The 19,286-nt window shown below is 63.4% G+C and carries 35 protein-coding genes and 2 tRNA genes; 17 read left to right on the top strand and 20 right to left on the bottom strand.

Features of this window, described 5'->3' with window-relative positions:
* Positions 1-29 precede the first annotated feature (29 nt).
* The 15 genes from ABVK50_RS12060 to ABVK50_RS11990 form a co-directional block, all read right to left on the bottom strand.
* Positions 30-563, bottom strand: a complete 534-nt coding sequence (locus tag ABVK50_RS12060) for a hypothetical protein (RefSeq protein WP_353641338.1) — start codon at positions 561-563, stop codon at positions 30-32.
* Entirely contained in the window at positions 560-844 is a 285-nt protein-coding gene (locus tag ABVK50_RS12055; protein WP_353641339.1) for a hypothetical protein, read from the bottom strand. Before ABVK50_RS12055 ends, ABVK50_RS12060 begins: the two co-directional genes overlap by 4 nt.
* The gene (locus ABVK50_RS12050; RefSeq protein WP_353641340.1) at positions 841-1,341 is read right to left on the bottom strand and encodes a hypothetical protein; all 501 of its coding nucleotides are present in this window, start codon (positions 1,339-1,341) and stop codon (positions 841-843) included. Before ABVK50_RS12050 ends, ABVK50_RS12055 begins: the two co-directional genes overlap by 4 nt.
* Positions 1,326-1,772, bottom strand: a complete 447-nt coding sequence (locus ABVK50_RS12045; RefSeq protein WP_353641341.1) for a hypothetical protein — start codon at positions 1,770-1,772, stop codon at positions 1,326-1,328. The genes ABVK50_RS12050 and ABVK50_RS12045 overlap by 16 nt, the downstream gene beginning before the upstream one ends.
* Positions 1,769-4,396: a DNA methyltransferase gene (locus tag ABVK50_RS12040; RefSeq protein WP_353641342.1), complete on the bottom strand. Its 2,628-nt coding sequence runs from the start codon at positions 4,394-4,396 to the stop codon at positions 1,769-1,771. Before ABVK50_RS12040 ends, ABVK50_RS12045 begins: the two co-directional genes overlap by 4 nt.
* A complete protein-coding gene (locus tag ABVK50_RS12035; protein ID WP_353641343.1) occupies positions 4,393-6,141 on the bottom strand; it encodes an MT-A70 family methyltransferase in 1,749 nt (582 codons plus the stop codon). Before ABVK50_RS12035 ends, ABVK50_RS12040 begins: the two co-directional genes overlap by 4 nt.
* Positions 6,138-7,061, bottom strand: a complete 924-nt coding sequence (locus ABVK50_RS12030; RefSeq protein WP_353641344.1) for a DUF2303 family protein — start codon at positions 7,059-7,061, stop codon at positions 6,138-6,140. The genes ABVK50_RS12035 and ABVK50_RS12030 overlap by 4 nt, the downstream gene beginning before the upstream one ends.
* A gap of 30 nt (positions 7,062-7,091) precedes the next feature.
* Positions 7,092-7,442 carry a hypothetical protein gene (locus tag ABVK50_RS12025; protein ID WP_353641345.1) on the bottom strand — a complete coding sequence of 117 codons (351 nt, stop codon included), beginning with the start codon at positions 7,440-7,442 and terminating at the stop codon, positions 7,092-7,094.
* Positions 7,439-7,669, bottom strand: coding sequence for a hypothetical protein (locus ABVK50_RS12020; RefSeq protein WP_353641346.1), 231 nt, complete (start codon positions 7,667-7,669; stop codon positions 7,439-7,441). Before ABVK50_RS12020 ends, ABVK50_RS12025 begins: the two co-directional genes overlap by 4 nt.
* Positions 7,669-7,983, bottom strand: a complete 315-nt coding sequence (locus tag ABVK50_RS12015) for a hypothetical protein (protein ID WP_353641347.1) — start codon at positions 7,981-7,983, stop codon at positions 7,669-7,671. Before ABVK50_RS12015 ends, ABVK50_RS12020 begins: the two co-directional genes overlap by 1 nt.
* Entirely contained in the window at positions 7,980-8,369 is a 390-nt protein-coding gene (locus ABVK50_RS12010) for a hypothetical protein (RefSeq protein WP_353641348.1), read from the bottom strand. The genes ABVK50_RS12015 and ABVK50_RS12010 overlap by 4 nt, the downstream gene beginning before the upstream one ends.
* A 3-nt stretch (positions 8,370-8,372) precedes the next feature.
* On the bottom strand, positions 8,373-8,849 hold the full coding sequence (locus ABVK50_RS12005; RefSeq protein WP_353641349.1) for a hypothetical protein: 477 nt from the start codon (positions 8,847-8,849) through the stop codon (positions 8,373-8,375).
* Entirely contained in the window at positions 8,849-9,349 is a 501-nt protein-coding gene (locus ABVK50_RS12000; protein WP_353641350.1) for a hypothetical protein, read from the bottom strand. The genes ABVK50_RS12005 and ABVK50_RS12000 overlap by 1 nt, the downstream gene beginning before the upstream one ends.
* Before the next feature lie 134 nt (positions 9,350-9,483).
* Positions 9,484-9,708, bottom strand: a complete 225-nt coding sequence (locus ABVK50_RS11995; protein ID WP_353641351.1) for a hypothetical protein — start codon at positions 9,706-9,708, stop codon at positions 9,484-9,486.
* 173 nt (positions 9,709-9,881) lie between these two features.
* Positions 9,882-10,115 carry a helix-turn-helix transcriptional regulator gene (locus ABVK50_RS11990; protein ID WP_353641352.1) on the bottom strand — a complete coding sequence of 78 codons (234 nt, stop codon included), beginning with the start codon at positions 10,113-10,115 and terminating at the stop codon, positions 9,882-9,884.
* 36 nt (positions 10,116-10,151) lie between these two features.
* Here ABVK50_RS11990 and ABVK50_RS11985 point away from each other — a divergent pair, with 36 nt between their 5' ends.
* Complete coding sequence (locus tag ABVK50_RS11985; protein WP_353641353.1) at positions 10,152-10,514, top strand: helix-turn-helix transcriptional regulator; 363 nt, start codon at positions 10,152-10,154, stop codon at positions 10,512-10,514.
* Here ABVK50_RS11985 and ABVK50_RS11980 read toward each other — a convergent pair.
* On the bottom strand, positions 10,507-10,749 hold the full coding sequence (locus tag ABVK50_RS11980; RefSeq protein WP_353641354.1) for a hypothetical protein: 243 nt from the start codon (positions 10,747-10,749) through the stop codon (positions 10,507-10,509). The genes ABVK50_RS11985 and ABVK50_RS11980 overlap by 8 nt on opposite strands.
* Before the next feature lie 168 nt (positions 10,750-10,917).
* Here ABVK50_RS11980 and ABVK50_RS11975 point away from each other — a divergent pair, with 168 nt between their 5' ends.
* From ABVK50_RS11975 to ABVK50_RS11910, 14 genes are all read left to right on the top strand, one after another.
* Complete coding sequence (locus ABVK50_RS11975) at positions 10,918-11,187, top strand: Arc family DNA-binding protein (RefSeq protein WP_353641355.1); 270 nt, start codon at positions 10,918-10,920, stop codon at positions 11,185-11,187.
* Between the two features lie 153 nt (positions 11,188-11,340).
* Positions 11,341-11,481 carry a hypothetical protein gene (locus ABVK50_RS11970; protein ID WP_353641356.1) on the top strand — a complete coding sequence of 47 codons (141 nt, stop codon included), beginning with the start codon at positions 11,341-11,343 and terminating at the stop codon, positions 11,479-11,481.
* Positions 11,478-11,711 (top strand): hypothetical protein, encoded by a 234-nt coding sequence (locus tag ABVK50_RS11965; RefSeq protein ID WP_353641357.1) that lies wholly within the window; start codon positions 11,478-11,480, stop codon positions 11,709-11,711. The genes ABVK50_RS11970 and ABVK50_RS11965 overlap by 4 nt, the downstream gene beginning before the upstream one ends.
* A gap of 125 nt (positions 11,712-11,836) precedes the next feature.
* Complete coding sequence (locus ABVK50_RS11960) at positions 11,837-12,190, top strand: hypothetical protein (RefSeq protein WP_353641358.1); 354 nt, start codon at positions 11,837-11,839, stop codon at positions 12,188-12,190.
* The gene (locus ABVK50_RS11955; protein ID WP_353641359.1) at positions 12,190-12,438 is read left to right on the top strand and encodes a hypothetical protein; all 249 of its coding nucleotides are present in this window, start codon (positions 12,190-12,192) and stop codon (positions 12,436-12,438) included. The genes ABVK50_RS11960 and ABVK50_RS11955 overlap by 1 nt, the downstream gene beginning before the upstream one ends.
* Positions 12,438-12,788 (top strand): DUF4031 domain-containing protein, encoded by a 351-nt coding sequence (locus tag ABVK50_RS11950; RefSeq protein ID WP_353641360.1) that lies wholly within the window; start codon positions 12,438-12,440, stop codon positions 12,786-12,788. The genes ABVK50_RS11955 and ABVK50_RS11950 overlap by 1 nt, the downstream gene beginning before the upstream one ends.
* Positions 12,785-12,961 (top strand): hypothetical protein, encoded by a 177-nt coding sequence (locus ABVK50_RS11945; RefSeq protein ID WP_353641361.1) that lies wholly within the window; start codon positions 12,785-12,787, stop codon positions 12,959-12,961. Before ABVK50_RS11950 ends, ABVK50_RS11945 begins: the two co-directional genes overlap by 4 nt.
* 1 nt (position 12,962) lies before the next feature.
* Positions 12,963-13,679, top strand: coding sequence for a Lar family restriction alleviation protein (locus tag ABVK50_RS11940; protein ID WP_353641362.1), 717 nt, complete (start codon positions 12,963-12,965; stop codon positions 13,677-13,679).
* Between the two features lie 96 nt (positions 13,680-13,775).
* Positions 13,776-14,360 carry a hypothetical protein gene (locus ABVK50_RS11935; protein ID WP_353641363.1) on the top strand — a complete coding sequence of 195 codons (585 nt, stop codon included), beginning with the start codon at positions 13,776-13,778 and terminating at the stop codon, positions 14,358-14,360.
* Positions 14,357-14,521 (top strand): hypothetical protein, encoded by a 165-nt coding sequence (locus ABVK50_RS11930; protein WP_353641364.1) that lies wholly within the window; start codon positions 14,357-14,359, stop codon positions 14,519-14,521. Before ABVK50_RS11935 ends, ABVK50_RS11930 begins: the two co-directional genes overlap by 4 nt.
* A complete protein-coding gene (locus ABVK50_RS11925) occupies positions 14,518-14,724 on the top strand; it encodes a hypothetical protein (protein ID WP_353641365.1) in 207 nt (68 codons plus the stop codon). Before ABVK50_RS11930 ends, ABVK50_RS11925 begins: the two co-directional genes overlap by 4 nt.
* Complete coding sequence (locus tag ABVK50_RS11920; protein ID WP_353641366.1) at positions 14,721-15,068, top strand: DUF4326 domain-containing protein; 348 nt, start codon at positions 14,721-14,723, stop codon at positions 15,066-15,068. The genes ABVK50_RS11925 and ABVK50_RS11920 overlap by 4 nt, the downstream gene beginning before the upstream one ends.
* A complete protein-coding gene (locus ABVK50_RS11915; RefSeq protein ID WP_353641367.1) occupies positions 15,065-15,316 on the top strand; it encodes a hypothetical protein in 252 nt (83 codons plus the stop codon). The genes ABVK50_RS11920 and ABVK50_RS11915 overlap by 4 nt, the downstream gene beginning before the upstream one ends.
* The gene (locus ABVK50_RS11910; RefSeq protein ID WP_353641368.1) at positions 15,313-16,515 is read left to right on the top strand and encodes a tyrosine-type recombinase/integrase; all 1,203 of its coding nucleotides are present in this window, start codon (positions 15,313-15,315) and stop codon (positions 16,513-16,515) included. The genes ABVK50_RS11915 and ABVK50_RS11910 overlap by 4 nt, the downstream gene beginning before the upstream one ends.
* Before the next feature lie 32 nt (positions 16,516-16,547).
* Here ABVK50_RS11910 and ABVK50_RS11905 read toward each other — a convergent pair.
* Together ABVK50_RS11905 and ABVK50_RS11900 are read right to left on the bottom strand one after the other, a co-directional pair.
* Positions 16,548-16,621, bottom strand: a tRNA-Cys gene (locus tag ABVK50_RS11905).
* 125 nt (positions 16,622-16,746) lie between these two features.
* Entirely contained in the window at positions 16,747-17,022 is a 276-nt protein-coding gene (locus ABVK50_RS11900) for a PGPGW domain-containing protein (RefSeq protein ID WP_353645955.1), read from the bottom strand.
* 178 nt (positions 17,023-17,200) lie between these two features.
* Between ABVK50_RS11900 and ABVK50_RS11895 the strand changes: the two genes are divergently transcribed.
* Positions 17,201-17,275 (top strand) — tRNA-Asn (locus tag ABVK50_RS11895).
* A gap of 176 nt (positions 17,276-17,451) precedes the next feature.
* Positions 17,452-18,720: a tyrosine-type recombinase/integrase gene (locus ABVK50_RS11890; RefSeq protein WP_353641369.1), complete on the top strand. Its 1,269-nt coding sequence runs from the start codon at positions 17,452-17,454 to the stop codon at positions 18,718-18,720.
* Here ABVK50_RS11890 and ABVK50_RS11885 read toward each other — a convergent pair.
* On the bottom strand, positions 18,702-18,875 hold the full coding sequence (locus ABVK50_RS11885; protein WP_353641370.1) for a hypothetical protein: 174 nt from the start codon (positions 18,873-18,875) through the stop codon (positions 18,702-18,704). The two genes, ABVK50_RS11890 and ABVK50_RS11885, sit on opposite strands and share 19 nt — an antisense overlap.
* A 78-nt stretch (positions 18,876-18,953) precedes the next feature.
* Positions 18,954-19,283, bottom strand: coding sequence for a DUF2190 family protein (locus ABVK50_RS11880; RefSeq protein WP_353641371.1), 330 nt, complete (start codon positions 19,281-19,283; stop codon positions 18,954-18,956).
* Between the last annotated feature and the right edge of the window lie 3 nt (positions 19,284-19,286).

Here is a 19,286-nt window from a genome sequence, read left to right as displayed (position 1 = left end):
AAAGCCGGACCATACCGAACGGATGCCCCTCATGAACCCGTCCTCTTCCAGTTCTCGAAATCGCCGCGCATCGCCTTCCAGCGCGCAGCCGCCTGATCGTCCATGTTGAGTTCCTTGCGGCTGGAGATGCCGAGCAGCGAGCGGAGCTTTCCGATCGCGCGGTCCTGCGTCAGCGGACGTTCCAGCCCGTGCCGATCCTCGAGGAAGCACAGGAAGGCCGGCTCAGAACATTTCATCGAAGCTTCGGCGGCATAGTTGGCGCGCACGTCGGCCACTGGCCCCGCCGGCGGCTGTCCCTGCCGGTCTGGCTGCAGCGCCTTGGTCTTGGCGATAGCTCGGTCGACTAGGCCCAGCAAGAACCGCACCGAGCTAGGCGCATCGACGATGAAGGCGATCTCGTCTTCGGTCGCGCCGGGGTCGAAGCGCGCGATCGGCAACAGCATGCCGCGCGCCGTCCGCGCCTCGACGAGCGCGCCTTCGGCATCGTTCACGCGTGCCCAGTCGCCTGGCGCGATCGCGTCGACCTGGTCGCGTATGCGGGCGAGGCGCGCGGCTTCTTTCACCGCGGACCCCTCCCATGCTTGCGCATCACCTTGGCGAGCTGCGCCGCCGCCCGTTCCAACTTCCGCCTTGCCGTCAGTTCAGAAGCCCCGGCAAATTTTGCTTGCGCGATGGCGTCGCTCGCTTCACCGACGGCCCGGCAGGCGTCCATGATATCGCTGTCCGCCCGCTCCGCCTTGGCGATGTGTGCGGCGCGCGCCTGCATCAACCGCGCCTCCTCGGCGACGAGGTGATCGAGGCGCTCGGCGAGCTTGAGCACGCGTGGGTCGATCTGCGCTGTCATGGCGCCCCACCTTCGCTCTCTCCGCATCCGCGCCCGATCGTGCTTCCGCCGTCAGTCGGATTGGTGAAGTCGCGCCAATGCACCCAACCGCGCGGGCAGTGAAAGCCCCATGAGCGCAGCGTCGGGCCGGTCAGGAACAGCGTCCAGCACGGCCCGTCGACCAGCTCGATGCGGTGCGCCGATGAAGCGCTGCGGAACTTGAATTCTCCCGCCCGGCGTTCGGTGCGGACATTTACGCCGCCGGCCTCGATCGTGTGCTCGACATAGCGGCCGCGCAGCAGGATGGAGAGGTTCCACCATGGATGATCGTGCAGCGCCCGGTCATCGTCGGAGCGCATGAAGTGGTGCAGGTAGATGTTGAACACGCGGTTGCGCGGAATCAGCCACCAGCGCCGCATGTAGGTATCGACTGCGCCGCCGATCATCACATCGGGCGGACGCTTTTCCGAAAGCGCGATAAGACGCGGCGCAGCCGCGCGGATCAGCCTTGCGAGCATTTTTTGCCGCCTACTGTTTCAGTGCTTTTCCCGTGAAACCTTTTCGCCTTCAGCGCCCGTCGCGGGCGCTTACGCGGCGGAGGCGCACCAAGCGGGGCGCGGTAGAATTTCCGCGCGTCGAGCCCTGCCCAGTCGCAGATGGCGAACACCTTGGCCGCCGAAATGTCCTGCCCGGCCATGACGCGCGACAGGTCGGGCGAGGTGACGCCGATCTCGGCGGCGAGCGCGCGCCAGCCGCGACCGTCATATTCCAGCATTGGCCTTAGCTTCCGCCCGAGCGCGGAAGTGTCGTAGGCGGCGAGCGTGCCAGCCCTGATCGGCCGCCCTTCCCGCACCGCCAGTTCCTCGGCGCGGTCATCCATGCGGATGCGGCGCTCCAGCGCCTTGCGCAGCCGCGTCATGGCCTTTTTCGCAGCAAGGTCGGCGCTCATTCCGCCGCCTCCAGTTCCGATATGCCGAGCATGTCGAACATGGTCGGAACGGCGATCTTCGCCTCGGCCTCCTGGCAGTAGCGCAGCCCGTCGCGAAAATACGTCTCGGACAATTCGGAGGCCTGCCCGCGCCGGCCCTTCAGGATCGCGCGGTAGGGCACGGTCATCAGCCCGCCGAACGGGTCGTAGATCACGTCACCCTTGTTCGAGTAGCGATCGATCAGCCGGTCGACGATGTCGAACTGCAGCGGGCAGACATGCTTTTCGAGGTTTTTGTGCGCCTGCTGCCCGTTCAGCGTCAGCATGCGCACGATGTCGGTCCACACCGCCGGATGCTTCGAAGGGGGGTCCAGCGTCATGTAGGTCTTGGACAGCGCGTCGCGCGCCGCCAGTTCCTCGCCGAGCCGCACATGCTGCTCGAAACTGTAGATCGCCTCTTCCGAGCATTTCTGAAACAGCTCGCGCAGCGGCTTCGGCCCGAGCCTCACAAGCTCGTCAGTCGTCATTAGCCGGTCGCCGGAGGACGGCCAGAATGCGTGCGCGTCGAGTTGCCAGCGCGCCAGCGTGTAGCCACTGTCGGGCACTTGGGCGCGGCGGTCGCCGTCGCTCCAACGCTGATGCGAGCCATCGGCGGCAATCACCAGCGGCTTGTCATGCACCACCGGATGATCGGCATAGCCACGCGAAAGGTCGCTCTGCGGCCGACGGAATAGCAGGACATATTCGGGACAGCCGACGCCCATCTTGGTGGCGTCCTTCATCATCTCCGAATAGGTCAGCCGATAGGTCTGGTTGTTTTCCTTCACCACGTCGGTGGCGATGGTGATCATGCCGACATACTGAAAGCCGTGCTTGAGGTAGTGGAAGATCGCCTCGGCATGGAACGGCGACACGGTCGGCACGCCCTCGCCGGTCACGCTGCCGAACAGAACCCGGTCCTTGACGTGGATGCAGGCCAGCCGGCCTGGCATCAGGATCCTGAGCAGCTCCGGCGTCAGAAAATCCATCTGCCGCCAGAAATGGCCGTTGTCGTCGGTGTGGCCGAAATCGTTGTAGCTCGCCGTGTATTCGTAGTGGTTGGCGAAGGGGATCGAGGTGATGATCTCGCCGATCGAGGCGTCGGCCGTGGCGCGCGCCTCCATCACCGCATCGTTGTGGGCGATATGGAAGTGTTCGCCGGTCTCGACGCGACGGGCGACGCCAATCGAGCGCGACAGCACGTCGTCGAGCGGCAGGCCATCCAGCCCATAACGGCGGATAATCTCGGCCATGCGCGCCATCAGCCGCTCATGCTCGGCCCATTTGCCTTCGAGGTTGCGGCGCACCTCGCGCTCGGCCTCGGAATAGATGATGTCGATCCGGCATTCGTGGCTCTGGCCGAACCGGACGATGCGATGCACCGCCTGGATGAAGTCGTGGAACTTGAAGCCGACTCCGACGAAGATCGCCCAGTGGCAATGCTTCTGGAAATTATTGCCCGCGCCCGACATTTCCGGCTTGGTCGCGAGATCGCGGAACTTGCCTTCCTTGAAGCCGACTGCGTTCGCCTCGTTGAGTTCGAGGCCCCGCTGCCCGTAGATGGAGCGCACGCCGGGCACCGCCGCCTCGATCGCGCGGCGCTCGTCCTCGAGGTCGTGCCACAGCACCCGGTGCGCGTCCGGATTTTCCGCGATCAGCTCCTTCATCCTGGCGATGCGGCCAGGCAAGGAATCGCGCTTGGCCGCGCTCGCCTGCGTCACGCCGAGCGCCGTGTTGCGGATCAAGAGGCCCTGCCCGTCCCGGTCGTAGCCCGCCGTCGAATGGTCGATCGGCACCTCGTGCCAGTTCACCGTCACCGGCGGCAGCACATAACCTTCATCGGGAAAGCCGAGGTCCGAAGGCGTCTGCAGGAAGACCGCCCAGCTATGCACCCACAGCCAGAATTCGTCTTCCTTGTGCGGGAACAGCGTCAGGTCGCCGGCCTTCTCCGAATTGCGCTGGAAAAAGCGAGTCAGCGCCTGGCCGGTGTCCATCACGCCGAGGAAGCCGGCATAGTGGATCAGTTCCTTGGTCCGGTTGGGCGACGGCGTCGCCGTGGCGACGAACTTGAACCGCACCGATTTGAACAGCGGCAGGAACGTCTGGAACGTCTTCGTGCCATAGCCGCGCAGCACCGCCGCCTCGTCGAGCGAGGCAGCTACGAAGCGCGACGCATCGACTTTGCCGGCCAGCACGCTCTCGTAATTGGTCAGGTAGATGACGTCTTCGCCGTCGATCTCGCCATCGCTGCGGATGAACTTCAGCTTCACGCCGCAGTCGCCGGTGAACCGCTCTTGCGCTTCGGCAAAGAATTCGTGGCGCACGCCGAGCGGAATGACGATCAGCCGCAGTCCGTCGACGTTGCGGCCGATCAGCCGCATCAGCTCGATCTGCATGAAGGTCTTGTGCAGGCCGAACGAAGCGAAGATGGCTCTGGAGCCGCCCTTCATCGCCCAGCGCACGATCGCCCGGCAGTGCGGCGCGCCTGCCGGGTTGATGTCGCCCGGTGCAACGTCGAAGCCATCCGACTTGGCCAGCTGCATCTTGCCGCGCAGGAAGTCGAGATAGGGATCGTCGCCGATTGGGTGAGAGAGCGGAGCGCTCATGCCGGCACCGCCTTGTGCGGTCTGCCGCGCTTCTTCGCGGGAGCTTCGTCGGCGTCCGGGAGCGGCGCGAGATCGACGGCGACAACCGGAGCAAGAGCTTCGCGCCGGGCGATCTCATCCGGGCTCAGATCATCTCCGCGCGCGTTCAGCCGGTTGAGTTCGCCCCAATCGCCGAGCGCTTCGACAAAGCCACGCTTCTTCGGAGCGACGTGAACCGCGTCGCCATCACTGGCCGCCTCGACCATGCGCCCAAGTTCCGCCAGGCGCTGCGCGCCGCCAACGGTCAGTTCCCTGCCGGCCCAGATCAGGCCACGTTCTTTCAGGCTGTCGACGAGCGGGCCCTGGACGGTGACGCCGGCGGCAATCGCGCCGAGCGCCTTGTATTCGGCCAGTTCGTCGGCCGTGACCGACGAACTGGCTACCGCTGTTCCCTGTGACTCCGCTGCGCTGTCGACCGCGACAGCGGGGGCTACTCCAACAGGTGGGGCTTCGGGGCATTCTCCGCTCGATTGCGGCTTGTCCTCTCGCGGCTCTCCCCGCTCGGATTCGGTGCTTGCCTCATTCCCCCACACGTCCCAGCCCGGCCGGCCGCGGCGCGCGTTGAGCTCGATCTTCGGCGTGTTCGGCCAGTGCTTTTCGATCCATTCGGCGAACACGTCCGGCTTTTTCGAATGTCCTGTCGCATCCGCCTCGACGGCCATGTCTTCCTGCCAGCTGGCGAGCTGGTCGCCCATTGCTGGCGCCACCGGGTTGCCGCGCGTCGCGATCAGCAGGATCTCGTGCTTGCCCCGGTTCCAGTAGCCGGGCGCGATCTTCTGTTTCAGCCACGCCCAATGGCTGACATAGCGACAGCGGGCCTTGTTTGGTGACAGGAAGCCGGTGGTCGGGTCACGGTCGATCCAGGCGAAGCCCCACGCGTCGAGCAGGCAGATCGCTTCGACCAGCATCGGCGCGGTCGCCCACAGGAACAGAACGCAATCCTTAGCCGCGATGGCGCCGACATCACGTTGCATCAGCGTCAGCAGATCGCTGGTCGGGTAATGGTTGTCCGGCGCCCGGTCCATGCCGGTCTCGATGCTGTAGGGCTCGAACTTCCATTCAGGGTCGGCATAGATCACGCCGTATTTCTTGGCCGGCAGGGCCGCCTGTTTCGCGGCGAGTTCGATCTCGCGCGCACCGCGGCGTTCCTTTTTTTCGGCCTGCTCTTCGGCGCGGATGGATTTGGCGACCGGCGCGATCGCCCGCTTGAGAGCGGTGCGCGTCGGCTCGTCGCCGCTGGATATCAGCTCGTCGAGCGCCGCCCGGACGATCCCCGGATCCCGAACGATGGCATCGCGCACCTGGCGTGCCTCGAACACATCCTTGCGCGTCAGGCCGATGTCTTCGACGGTCGGCTTATTGTTCCCGGCAGGAACATTTACAGGCTTACCCTTCGAAGCCACCTCGCCGCGCGACTGCGCCCCGTCATATTCATCGGCGAGCCTACGCTTTGCCGCCGCCTCGATTTCCAGCGCGTCGGCCTGGGCGCGGTGCGTGGCGGCGATGATGTCGTCATGCGCTCGCTTGGCACGCTGCATGCGGCTGGCGCGCTTGGCCGCGTCGTAGGCGAGCGTTGCCTTGTCGCGGGCGTCGAGAACCTCCGCCGCCGTCTGCGCGCCGGCCAGTGCGTCCGCCGCCTGGCGGATCAGCGCCGGGAGCGAATCGCGGTCGACGACGGCGACGGCGGCGGAGGTCTTGCGGATCATGCTTCCGGTGCGCCTTCGAATGCCGTCAGGCCGGTCTTTTCGGCCGCTTCCTTCAGGTCGTAGCCGACCTGCTCGCGCAGGAAGAACTCCCAGCGATAGAGTTGGTAGAACCATTTGATGTCGCCGGAAGCGATGCGGTAGCGCAGCCGCGCCGGCAGCCGCACGGCGTCGCCATCGACGAAGGCCGGCACCGAAACCATGAAGATGCCGGGAATCGTAATGCTCTCGCCCTTGGCGTTCTGATGCTCCTCGGCGAATTCGATCGTGCGCTCGCCGCTCTGCAACCGGATGCCCTGCTTTGCCCGGGCGGCGACGAACACTTCGAGGTGCCGCGAAAGCTCGATCAGCTCGGAAGGCGTGGCGAAGCGTTCCTTGAACAGGCGCTCATATTCGCTGACCTCGCCTTCGCTCGGCGCGGCGAGCTCCGCCGCATGCTCTTCCAGAAAGGCCGCAAAGGCGTCTTGCGGCATCAGCTTGGCGTTGCCGTTCACCCAAGCCTTGAACTCTTCGGTCAGCGGGAAGGAATAGATGACGCGATGGTCGCCGAAGCGCGCTTCCTCGCCTTCCGAATCGTAGTTCAGCACGCAGGTCAGCTTCGGATCAGGCCAGCTGGTCTTACCGAACAGCGCCGACTGCGCATCCTTATGCCGGTCGACCAGCGCGATGAAGCTGTCCAGCGTGTCGGCTTTGGCGGTTCCCTTGCGGCGCTGCGGTGCTGTCCGGAATTCTTCGACGAGCGATTTGACCGACTTGAACGCCTGCGCCGTTCGGTCGAATGCTACCGGCACTATATCGGGCAGACCCGCGCCGAGCCCCTTGGTTACGATCGGCTGTATGACCGGTGTCGCGCCGGCATTGGCAAGCGACGTGACGAGTTCGATGGCATGCGCGTCTAAAGGCACTTTTGGCTGGTCGCCCATGGCGATGTCCTTTCAGCTTTTGGGGAAAAATCAGGCCGTCTCGGCCTCGTCTTCGTCGACCGGCGGCTTGACACCGCGCGTGGCGAACATGTCGATCTGGCTCGGGTGCTCGACCGAGAGATGGCCGTCGACAACCCAGAACGGCGTCTTCACGAACTTCGCCGTGTCGGGCAGCTTGACCTTGACCTCGGGCTTGATGTCGATGCGGCCGAGCTCGTAGTCGAGCGTCACCTTCACGGTGATCTCGGCCTTGCACTTGTCGGCCGGGCAGGCCTCCAGCGCGTCGAGCGCTTCGGTCATCTTCTCGTCGAGATGGCGCGAGAAATCGCCGCGGCTGACGAGGCCGATCATTTCACGGAAGGTGCGGAGCACGCGGCTCATGGAACAGTCCTTTCGGGTTGGGAGGGGATGACCCGGCAGCGCCGGTTGCCGTAGAATTCGACGCGGCCGAGCTGGCTAAGCTTGTTCCAGGTCGACCGCATGAATGGTGCTTTGTCGCCGCAGGCGTAGAGCACCTGGTGCGAACTGTCGGCGAACACGCCGTCGCCGCCGCGCTCGGCAAGCCATTTCAGCGCATCGCGCAGAGCCGGTGACATAGCCGACGCCATCAGAACGACCTCGGCGGCACGAACAGGCAGATGGTGCGGCCGTCATTGGCACCGGCGACGCTGCACCAGTGCGTGTCGCCGTCCGGCGAGTGCTTCAGCCGCGTGTCGGAATAACCGACGACCTCGCCGGTCATGACGATGCGAAAGCCTTCCGGGCTTTCCTTCACCCAGTCGGCCGGCACGGCGCGGCAGTCGTAACCGCTGCAGCACGAGAACGGATAGCGCCAGCCCTGCGGCTGCGCCGCCGTGGGCAGCGCGTCATGAGCGAAGGCGGGAGCCGTCAGAGCGGCGAGGATCAGTCCGGCCCGGATCATTCCGCCGCCTCACGCGCTTGCGCGGCGTCCTTGGCCGGCCTGATGAAATGCTTGTCGCCGCGCTGGCGCTTGGTCTCGATCGCTACGGCATGCGAGCCGAGATTGTCGGCCTCCGGCGAGTAGCTGCCATCAGTGTCGAGTTCCCGCGCGCGCAGGACCTCCGCCTTCAGCACCTTCATCACGCCGGCAAGTTCGGAGCGCAGCGCCTCGATCTGGCCTTCCAGCCTGATGGCTTGCCCGCGCAATTCATCCTGGAATTCGTCGGATTTTCTGCGCTCGACCTCGACAAACGTCGGCGCAGGCTTTGCCATCTCGACGTCAAAACCTTCGTCCAGTTCGGCGAAAGCCGCGTCCAAATCCTCGCGTCTGCGGAATGGATTCCACATCGCTCACGCCTCCCATTTGATGCGGTAGGTCCCGGGTTGACCCCGGACCGGGTTCTTGACGATTTCGACCCTGCCGGCCTCGACCAGCGCGGCGATCAGCCTTTGCGGATAAGAGCCGTCCACCCCTGCGTCGCGCCCCAGCTGCAGCAGCGAGACACGCGCAAGGCCATCAGCGTCGACATGCCCGGCAAGCGCTGCCCACACCCGCGCCGCGGGCACCGAAACCCTGTACCGCCGCGAGAATTCCAGCGGATTGAAGGCCTTGCTGCTGAAAGCTACCGCACCGCCCTCACCCTGACCTTGCGGGCTCGCCTTTGGATCAAGGATGGCGTCGAAGTGCTGTTGCACGAAGGCGTTGACGCTCAAGCCGGCTTTCTTGGCCGCCGTCTCGATGCGGCTCGCCATCACGCGGTCGCACTTCACCGAATAGCGAAGGAAGGTTTCCGGCCGTTCGTGCGAACCTGCGATTGCGCCGAGCATTACTTCGCGCCCCCATGCACCAGCGAAAGCCCCTCGCCGCCGCGCGCACCGGCCGTCGCCTTGCGCAGATCGGAAACGGAGCGCTCAAGGGCGGCGGCGGCGCGGTCGATCCCAGCGGCTTCGGTCGACGTCAGCCTGCCATCGGAAAATGCTTGCGCCCCCTTGGCCATCAGCTCGCCCGCCTGCACCACGACCTCGGCGTGGCTCTGCATGATGCAGGCGTTCGCGGCTTCCGCCGTATCACCCGGATCGGCAAGCCGCCTGCCGTTGAGTTCGGCCATCACGCCCGTGACCAGCGGCGAGGCGCATTCCGCCTCGAGCATCAGCACGACGGTGATCGGCATAAGCTCCGGGTCGCCGGCATTGTTGAACCGGCCCATCTGGCTTTTCGAGACGGAGGCAACCTCCGCCGCCCTTTCGATGCCGCCGGCCCGCGCGATCAGGTCGCGCTGCGCAGCCTTGAGGCGGTAGAACCAGGCGCTCGGCATCGTGTCGGACATCGTAAAAATCCTTCGGACAAAAGAATTCCCACGCCGGGAAAGCCCGGCGTCGTTTCCCGTGGCGGGAACGCGGTGGATGGACTCAAAGTGCGGTCGTGAAATTCTTCACGGAGGCCCGCATGCCAGGCACATACTCATGGTCCGCCGCTCCTGAACCGGTTGGGCGCGTCGCGCTCGAATTCGGGAAGGTCTGGAAGGTCACGCGCCAGCGCCGGAATGCCGAGCTGCTGGGCATAGATGCCGATCGCGCGCGAAATGATCTCATCGCGCTCAAGGTCTGGCCGTGCCGTCTCGACCAGGCGCAGGATCAGCGCCACGGCCGGAGACAGCTGGATGGAAAAAGCCGCGCCGGCAGACATGTGACCGAATCCCGGCGCGGCATCATCCTGCCCGTGAGTGGGGTCCAGGCAGGTAGAAGAAAGAGCCGCCACGGATGCGGGAGGAGTTACATCCGTGGCGGCAGCGGTCTGCCCGGGAGGAGGTGGGCAGGATGGGAAGCGCGGCACAAGCCGTCCGGTGAAGGGAGCGGCGCTCATTCGGCAGCCTCTGGAAAATTGTCGGACGGGAGCAGCGATTCGATGGAAACGCCAGTCTCGCGAGCTATCGCCGCAGCCAACCGCAGCGACGGCGCCGCCTTGCCGGCGCGAATTTTTGTGATCATCGAGCGGTCGCAGCCGACCTTGGCCGCGAGAGCGGCGTCCGTAGTATCCGTTTGGATGAGATGTTCGGCCAACTTGGTCATGTTGACGCGGAATGTGAATGTCATGAACGTGAATGTCAAGCACACTGTGAATGACATTGCATGGACCCACGCGCAGCCCAATGCGAAAATGTGAATATGGCTCCCGTAAAGAAACCCCTACGCCAGCTCGACCGGACGTTCCTCAAGGAATGGCGGGAAGTTGCCGGCCTCGATCAAGAGACCGCAGCGGCGCGTCTCCAGGTCTCGCGCACGCTCCTGTCGAAGATCGAAGGGGCGAAGAGCCCCTATTCTCAGCGCATTCTTGAGGCCGCAGCGGAAATCTATAAATCCACGCCGGCACAACTCATAGCCGTGAACCCAAAAGCAAATAACAGTTTTTGGCCGCTCTTCAATCAAGCCGAGAAGCTCGAAGGCAAAGACCGCGAAAGAGTGCGTGAGATACTTGTCGCCAGTCTCAGGTAGAAGCGCGGCCGGGGCGAATCAGCGCGAACTCAGCATCATGGTTCACACAAACCTGCCACTCCCCGCCGTGCAGTGCCGCCATTGACGCCGCCAGCGCCTTGGCGTCTCGACTGATCCGCTCATACGGATCCATCGTCGCTTCCGCTAATGTGGGTTTGAGCGCCGTTGCTGCGAGTAGCGCTACCAAAACCGATCGCCGCCGAACGATCGGGTTTTCCGTAAAGTTGTTGCCCAAGACTATTCCCTGCCACATTTTTTCTTGTTGCCGAAGCTATGGAACATTCTTCCTAGCCGGTGAGTCAATTGCACATTCATGCCCTCGCCTCATAATGGCACACCTATGGCACATTTCTACCACTTTTGCTCCATTCCGGCTTAACGCCCGTTGGGCCATAAACTCGGAATGCCGAACACCGACGATCTCCGCCACAATTTGCGATTGCCGAAGCCCTTGAAGGTGAAACTGGCGCACGCACGAGCCGATGCGGGGCGCAGCATGAACGCGGAAATTGTGGCGCGCTTGGAGCAGTCCTTCGCTCCTGATCCCGCTTCACATCTCGCCGAACTCTTACGACCCATTGCGTCGGTGAGCGACGACGACCGGCGAGAGTTGGGCGAATTGCTCGTAAAAGTTGGCTCGATCCTGGCCAAGGGACAGGCGCCAGGCGATTAAGTTATCCACAGCCGGGCGGCGTATCGGTTAAACAATGATTAACGCCGGGCGATTCCTTTGTTCCGCCTGTTAGGTTCATGTCATTCACATTCCAGCTTGACCGTTATGTGAATGTGATGCACTCTCCGCCGTGTCATTCACGAGGAGAGAGCAATGCACCTCGGAACCTTCGCCAGCAAATACGCTCGAGCTGCTGAGCCAGTCGAGCGCCACGGCGACAGCCTCACCTCGCTCATATTCGCGATCATCGTCATGTTCACTGTCATGGCGTCCGGCTTTGCGGTGCTGCAATGAGCCCGCTCGATCGCCTCTGCAACTTCCACCGCGAGCGCGCTGCGGATGTTGAGATTGCCGAACCACGGCCGCGCCGCGAGGAAGGTCCGCCGCTTGACCACGTCCCGGTCTCCTACAGGGAACCCGAAAGCTCGATCTACGGCACCGTCGAGAAGATCCTGATCGGTTCTATAATCCTGCTCGGTGTTTGCGCCTTCGCAGCCGGCTACAGCTGGGGCGCGGTGTCATGAAGACGGAACACTGAGCAGCTGCTCGACGCGGCCAAGATGGCCGCCGAGATCGAAGGTTGGGCTGACGACACGGACGAGCGCGGCCAAGCCTATGCCGCCATCTGCAAATTTCTGGAAGGGTGGGCATGATGGGCGCGCGAAAGGCAACTCTCGGCTATCCAAGCAGAACCGATGCCGTGCTCGCGCTGCGAGCGCAGCGACTGTCGACGCGCGAGATCGCGCAGCGGATCGGCATCAATGAAAGCACAGTTACCGCGCTGGAGCACTCGGCCGGCCGGCCACGTAAGCCGCGTCCGGTCGAGGAGCTGTGCCGCACCGTCCTCTTTCCGATGGACGTGCTCGACATGCTTGGCCCGCACGCCGCGCGCCGCAATATGCATCCGAACAGGCTGGCGCGGCTGATCGTCGAGACCGTTGTCGACGAGAAGATGATCGACGCCGTTCTTGACGACGCGGACGATCTGGAGGGCTGGGCGTAATGCAGATCGGACATATTCAGGGCGCCACCCGGATCCTCGGCAAGTCGCAAGGCTATATCGGCCTTCCGCTGCGCGATGTCGTTATCAACTGCACCGTCGGCGGTGAAGGAACGCCTGCCATGGAAACCGCATGGTTTCCCACGCCGAAGGAGATCGAGGCGATCAATGCCGGCGCACCGATCATCCTGCGTGTTCTAGGCACGGCTCACCCACCGGTCATGGTCGAAACCGGCGAGGTGCCACGCTGATGGCTGTCTATGTCGACAATGCCCGTCGCCCTTTCGGCCGGCTGATCATGTGCCACATGTGGGCCGATACGCTCGACGAGCTGCTTGCCATGGCAGATCGCATTGGCGTCAATCGGAAATGGCTCCAGCAGCCGCCCAAGGCTTCGTGGGTGCATTTCGACATAGCTCAGTCAAAGCGAGCACTGGCCGTCGAAGCCGGCGCGATCGAGACGGACAAGTATGGGCCGAGCGAACACGTCGCCAAGCTGCGCGGCAATCAGAAGATACTCGACCAGATCGCGGCCAACAGGGCGCGCGGCTTCGGCGCGGCCAGCGAGCCGGTATCACCACAGCAAGGGAGGCTGCTTTGACCGGTCCCGACGAAACCCGCGCCTGCAAGGGCGGCGAGACGCGCTGCGGCCAGACGCTGACTGAGCATGTCGAAGAGTGTCAGGCCTGCGGCATGGCCGTTGCCTGCGACCTGGTCGACCATCCCTTCTTCGGCTTCGAAGCCGATTGCCCGAAGGCTGAGGAGGAGCATTAGCATGCCGACCGAAGAACAGGCGCTGAAGCCCTGCCCGTTTTGCGGGAGCAGGAACGTGGCTCAAGGCGCTTCGCGAGACCGCATTTCGGTGTGGTGCTTCTGCGGCGCGCAAGGGCCAAGCGTGCCCTTCCCTGAAAACAACATCGACCCGGTGACGCCCATAAAGCAATGCTACGCCGCATGGAACCGTCGTGCCCTTGAAGCAGCCGCCACCCTCACCCCCTCATCAGGCGAGCCGGAATGGCTGGCGGAAATGGAACGCGGGCTGCCGGAGCGGTTGCAGGACACGTACACGCGTTGGAATAACCCGCCGAGCCCGTTTCTACCGGATGGCGCAGAAGTAATGCTGAAAGCCGCCGACGCCATCGTCGCCCTCATCGCATTGGTCAGGGCGAACGCGGCAGAGCGGGATCACTGGAAGGCCAATCACGACGAGATGGTAGCTCGGAACGCTGTTCTTCGCGACCGGCCCGATTTGCCCGTTGACAGGTTGCCTGCTCTCCAGCGGGTCGAAGCCCGCGCCGAAGCAGCCGAGCGCAAACTGGCCGAGGCGGGGAAGGTGCTGAAGCAGATCGCGGACCCACTAACGGCTATGCGAAATGACGCCGAAGCAGCGGGCAACAAACTTAGCGGAATGGCCCACCAGATAGCGAACGACCCCGCTTACATCAAGCAGATCGCCCGCCAGTTCCTCGAAAGCAAGGATGTGAGCCAATGAGCCTCGAACCTGTCGATTGGCCGCTTGTGGCCGCCATTATAGTCGCTTGGCTAACTGGTTTTGGGACTGGCATCACTTTCGGAAAGGATTGAGCCAATGAGCAACCCTGTCGTGAAGCCGCTTGAGTGGAGTTTCCATCAGGGCATCGGGCGAGGAAGCAGCGACATATGGCGCGCGCAGTCTTCTGCTGGCGCCTATGCCATTCAACTGACGGGAGCCGGATACGAGTGGTTTAGGTATGCCGCTCGGCTGGGTGTAGGGGCGGCCCTACCGGAAGCCAAGGCCGCAGCCCAAGCCGATTACGAGCGCCGCATCCTCGCCGCCCTCGCCTCTCCCCCGGCAGTCGCTGGGGAGGTGGTGGCTTGGCAGCGCAATCATCCTTTCGATGGGTGGCTGCTGGTCCACGTGGAGGACATTCCACATTATCAAGAGCAGGGGCATGAAGTTCGCCCCCTCTACGCCGCACTTCCCCTCGCTAATGCGGTGGCGGATGGACTTTCCGATTGGGCGGGATGGGATCGAAGCCGGGGCGACTGGTCTGAGGCGAAACACAAAGATGCCGTCTGCGAAGCTCTGTTCCGTGAGCCGTGGTCTGTGGAAGACGCGCATGAACTTCTAACGTTCATCGAAAGGACGTGGACGAAACGTCCCGCCTCTCCCGCCAAGGAGGGCAAGCCATGAGCAAGGAACTGATAGCGCGGTTGGAAGCCATTAAGACTTTCTTCGTTGGCGACTACGGTTACAACCAAGCCGCGACCATTGACGAAGCCATCGCCGCCCTCTCCACAGCCAGGAACGATGCGCTGGAGGAAGCGGCCAGTGACGGGGAACAAGGCAAATGAACAAGGATGTTGATCTAAAACCAGTTGAGGCATGGGCGGTTCTGAGCCGGCATTTTAAGGACGAACCGTTTTCGCTTGAAAAGGCCGTCATGTACCCTCCCAAAACTGATCGGGAATGGCTTGAACGCCAGTGGCCCGGACGAGTCGTCCTTGTTCGCATCATCCCGCTCCCCGCCTCTCCCGCCAAGGAGGCGAAGCCGTGACCAGCCCTGTCCGCCTTCGCTTGTCCCGCCGTCGCGGCTTCGATCTGCAGGCGCATTCGCGTGAGATCAACGGCCTCGATGCGGTGAACGTCGCCAGACCGACGAGGTGGGGCAATCCCTATCGCGTCGGCATGGTCGACGCTCGGACCGGTGGCACGACGGATCCGGACACGGCAGTCGAGCGATATCTCTCCAAGTTGCTACGTCAGGGCCGTGAACCAGAGATTCAATTCAAACTGCGCGGCAAGAATCTCGCTTGCTGGTGCAAGCCTGGCGAGCCATGCCACGCCGACGTGCTGCTCGAACTGGCGAACAAACCGGTTTGCGAGGAAGTCCGCCCGTGAAATCAATCGGTCAGCCCAACGTGCCGCGGCTCGGCCTCAACCGGGCCGAGGTGGCACTGGCGCTCGGCGTCAGCCCCAACACCGTCGACGCCATGGTGGCCGACGGCAGCCTGCCGCCTCCCCGACGCTGGCACAAGCGCATGTTCTGGCGCATCGCCGAGATTGACGCGGCGATGTCGGAATGGCCTATTGACGGCGTTGAGCCGGAGACGGCCGGCGCACCCGACGAATGGAGGGCGCAGGCGTGACCCTCCGGCAGGATCGGGACGAAGTGGCCACGATTGACCTGCCCTTCATCGAGAAGAACCGGTCGCGGCATGGCCGCATGCGCTACTATTTCCGCGTCGACGGCGTCCGCCTCGCCCGCCTGCCCAACGATCCCGACAGCGAAGAATTTTCGAAAGCCTACTGGGTCGAGCGCCGCAAGCTCGACAAGGGCGAGAAGCCGCCGGCCGAACCGGAGAACCTACTTGGACCGCCTAAGGCCGGAACCTTCCGCGCCCTATGCGTCGCCTATCTCGCCTCGCAGCCCTACAAGACGCTCGACGAAACAACGCAGGTGAAGCGCCGCCAGATTATCGAATCGATGCTGCTCGAACCGGTGAAGCCGGGCGACAGCCGTATCTTCGCCTCGATGCCGATCGCCGCGGTCGACGTCGCCAACCTCGAGGTGCTGCGCGACCGTAAGAAGGACACGCCATTCGCCGCAGACGAGCGCCTGAAGATCCTGCGCCAGGTATTCGAGACAACCCGGCCGGGCAAGGACGGCAAGCCGGAGCGCATCGTCGCGCAGAACCTCGCCCGTCTCGTCTTGCCCTTCAGGCAGGTCACGGACGGCCACCACACGCTACGGGACCACGAGATCGAGCAATATATCCGCCACCACGGCGTGCGCTCCAAGGCGGTACTGGCGCTAGTACTGTTGATGTACACCGGGATCCGCGTTTCCGACGTCGCCGTGCTCGGCCCGCAGCACCGCCGCGGCGACCAGTTCACTCTGCGCCTGTTCAAGAACCGCAACCGCGCGCCGGTGACGCTGGTGCTTCCGATCCATCCGGTGCTTGAAGCGGTGCTCGCCTGGCATCCGGTCAAAGGCATGAACTATCTCATGACCGAATACGGCGATCCCTATTCTGTGAAGGGGCTCGGCCAGCGCATTTCGGCCTGGTTCGATCAGGCGGGCCTACCTCACTGCTCGGCACATTCGGTGCGCAAGGGCCTCGCCACCGCGCTGTCGGAGGCCGAGGCGACCGATTCCATGCTCGACGGTTTCTTCGGCTGGAAGGACGGCAAGACGTCCAAGATCTATACCCGCCAGAAGCAGCAGGCGAAGCTAGCCAGACAGGCAGTCGCCCGCATCGATTGGGGCGAAATCGGGAACATGCTGCCACACCCTGAGACGGGGGTGGAGTTCCAGACGCCTACTGCTGAGAAAAAATCTAAGTAGAACAACGGCTTGACTGCCAAGGTGTGGCAGGTTGGAGGCCTCGCCCGGAATCGAACCGGGGTGCAAGGATTTGCAGTCCTCTGCGTAACCACTCCGCCACGAGGCCTCGCCGCTGCCGGCGTTCTACGGTTGGCTCTGTTAACAGAGGGTATTCGGAGCGACAAGCGCCTTTGCTGATTAAAAAAACGGCCGGCACGAGCATCCGGCGTCCGCCATTCCCGCAAACGGGCCCTATTCGCCAGGCGGCCGCTTGCGGCGTTCCCACCAGACGACGCTGCGCCGGCGAAACCGTCGCACCGTCGCGAATTCGTAGGACAGTATGAGGACGCCGAGGGGCATCATCCAGAAGCCGAGCACCGGCAGGAACCCCAGAATGCCGAGAATCACCAGCAGCATGCCGATTGCAATGCGCAGTCTGCGCGATTGCGGCATCGCCAGCTCGCGCCCGAAAAGCGGTATCCTGCGGCGGGGAATGTGGTGACGGCTGCTGATTTCGGCTCTCCCGATCGGCGCTATGCCATTTGCATGACGGACGGAGCCGCGATCGCGCCCCCGCATCATATGATGGCCCTTGCGCTCCAATGCCACAGAGATTGCGCCAAAATTCGCGCGAAAAATAGCGAATGCCGCTTTGCAAAGCCGAAATTGGTTTGCTATAGGCACCCTCGTTCACGCGAGCCTCTGTTCCCCGGTAGCTCAGTGGTAGAGCAACCGGCTGTTAACCGGTTGGTCGCTGGTTCGAATCCGGCCCGGGGAGCCAATTTTCTTCCTGCCGCCTCTCGCATAATACGCTGAAAACATTGTATTAATAGCGATTTTCATCCGTGAGACGGGAGCGGTTTCGCTGATTTTGCTGCACATTCTGCTGCACATATTGCTATACATCGGCGCTTCAAGCATGGTCGTGAAACCGCACGTCGCGAGGGGGATCACGCCATGAACATCCAGCGCCGCAACAAGGCCTTCCACCTGATCAGGCGCGTGCCGAAACGCTTCGAGACGATCGAGCCCCGCAAGGTCGTGTGGATCAGCCTGCACACGGATTCCGAATCGGTCGCCTGCCAGAAAGCCCCGACGGCTTGGGCGCACATGGAGGAGGCATGGGAAGCCCGGCTTGCGGGCGACGGTGACGACGCCGAACGCCGCTTCGAGGCGGCGCGGGAACTCGCCCGCGTCCGGGGCTTTCGCTATCTCACGGCCGATCGTGTCGCCAAGCTGCCCCGCGAAGAGTTCCTTGATCGGGTCCGGGCGGTTGTGAAGCCCGACGGCGAGCCGGATCGGATTGAGGCGGCGGCCATTCTTGGCGGCGCGAAGGAACCGTCGATCACCGTCGAGCGGGCGCTTGAACTCTACTGGACGTTGGCGAAGGACCGCACGCTTGGGAAAAGCGAAGACCAGCTTCGCCGATGGAAGAATCCGCGCAAACGGGCAATCGCCAATTTCGTGAAGGTTGTCGGCAACAAGGACATTGGCGCGATCACGCCCGACGACATGCTCGACTTCCGGCAGTGGTGGGTTGAGCGGCTGGAGTCGCAAGGGCTCACGCCGAACGCCGCCAACAAAGACCTGATCCACATTTCCAATGTGCTGAAGACGGTCAACAAAATGAAGCGGCTGGGGCTGGTCCTGCCCTTGGGCGATCTCGCCTTCAAGGAAAACAAGAAGCGCGTGCGCCCGCCCTTCTCCGAAGAGTGGATCAAGACCAAGTTGCTCGCGTTGGGCGCGCTCGGCGCGCTCAACACTGAAGCCCGGTGCATCGTGCTCGGCATGGTCAACACGGGCTATCGGCCCAGCGAGGCGGCGGGGCTGATGCCGGAACACATTCGCCTTGACCACGACGTTCCGCACATCTCGATTGAGCCCGAAGGACGACAGTTGAAGAACGATGCTTCCCAGCGCGTCATTCCGCTGACGGGCGTCAGCCTCGACGCCTTCCGGGAGTGCCCCAAGGGCTTCCCGACCTATCGCTTCAAGGACAAGGTGTCGGACACGGTGAACAAGTTCATGCGGGAGCACGGGCTTTTGGAATCGCCCGACCATTCTCTCTACAGCCTGCGGCACTCGTTCGAAGACCGGATGCTTGCCGCCGGAGTGGACGAGCGAATCCGCCGCGACATCTTCGGCCACCAGCTTGACCGGGAACGGTATGGAAACGGCGCGACGTTGGAGCACAAGCGGGACATCCTTCAGGCAATAGCTCTCTGACTGGCGACCACCAGCCGCGCTCGCGCAACCGGGTCCGACGACGCCAGCGCTTCGACTTCTTTGTCCAGCCGATCGAATACCGGCACATAAATCGGATTGTCGGTGACGAGTTTCGCCACGGCCGCCCGCAAGCGGACCAATTCGTCCTTGTCCATGGAACGCCCTCAATGGGCGTGGTCCCGTTGAAGATCGCGGCGAGCGGAGCGGTCAGGATCACGCTCGCCTGCGGATGGTCAGAACGCCCCGTTGAGGCGCACGTCGGTCGTGCCGGACGGGTTGCCAGCCGTGGCGACAGAAACCCCGATCATGGTGTTGTCGGTCGCCGTGGTCGTGACCAGCTTCGCCGTGTCATCCCAATAGACGACATCGCCGACGGCCATAACATCCGTCGAGACCTTGGGCAGCTTGAAGACGCCGACGGTCACAAGATCCACTTCAGCGCCCGACTCGGCGTCGCCAGCGGCCACGCCGAAGATGCTGCCCTTCAGCACGCCGTCGCCGCTCGACACGGCGTAGGGCGCGGTGACGGTCAGATTCTCGCCCTTCTGCACAAAATTTTTCATTGG

The organism is Mesorhizobium sp. WSM2240 (assembly GCF_040438645.1).
Taxonomy (GTDB): Bacteria; Pseudomonadota; Alphaproteobacteria; order Rhizobiales; family Rhizobiaceae; genus Allomesorhizobium.
Note: the sequence above shows the minus strand (reverse complement) of the source record. Positions and strands in the feature narration are given on the sequence as shown.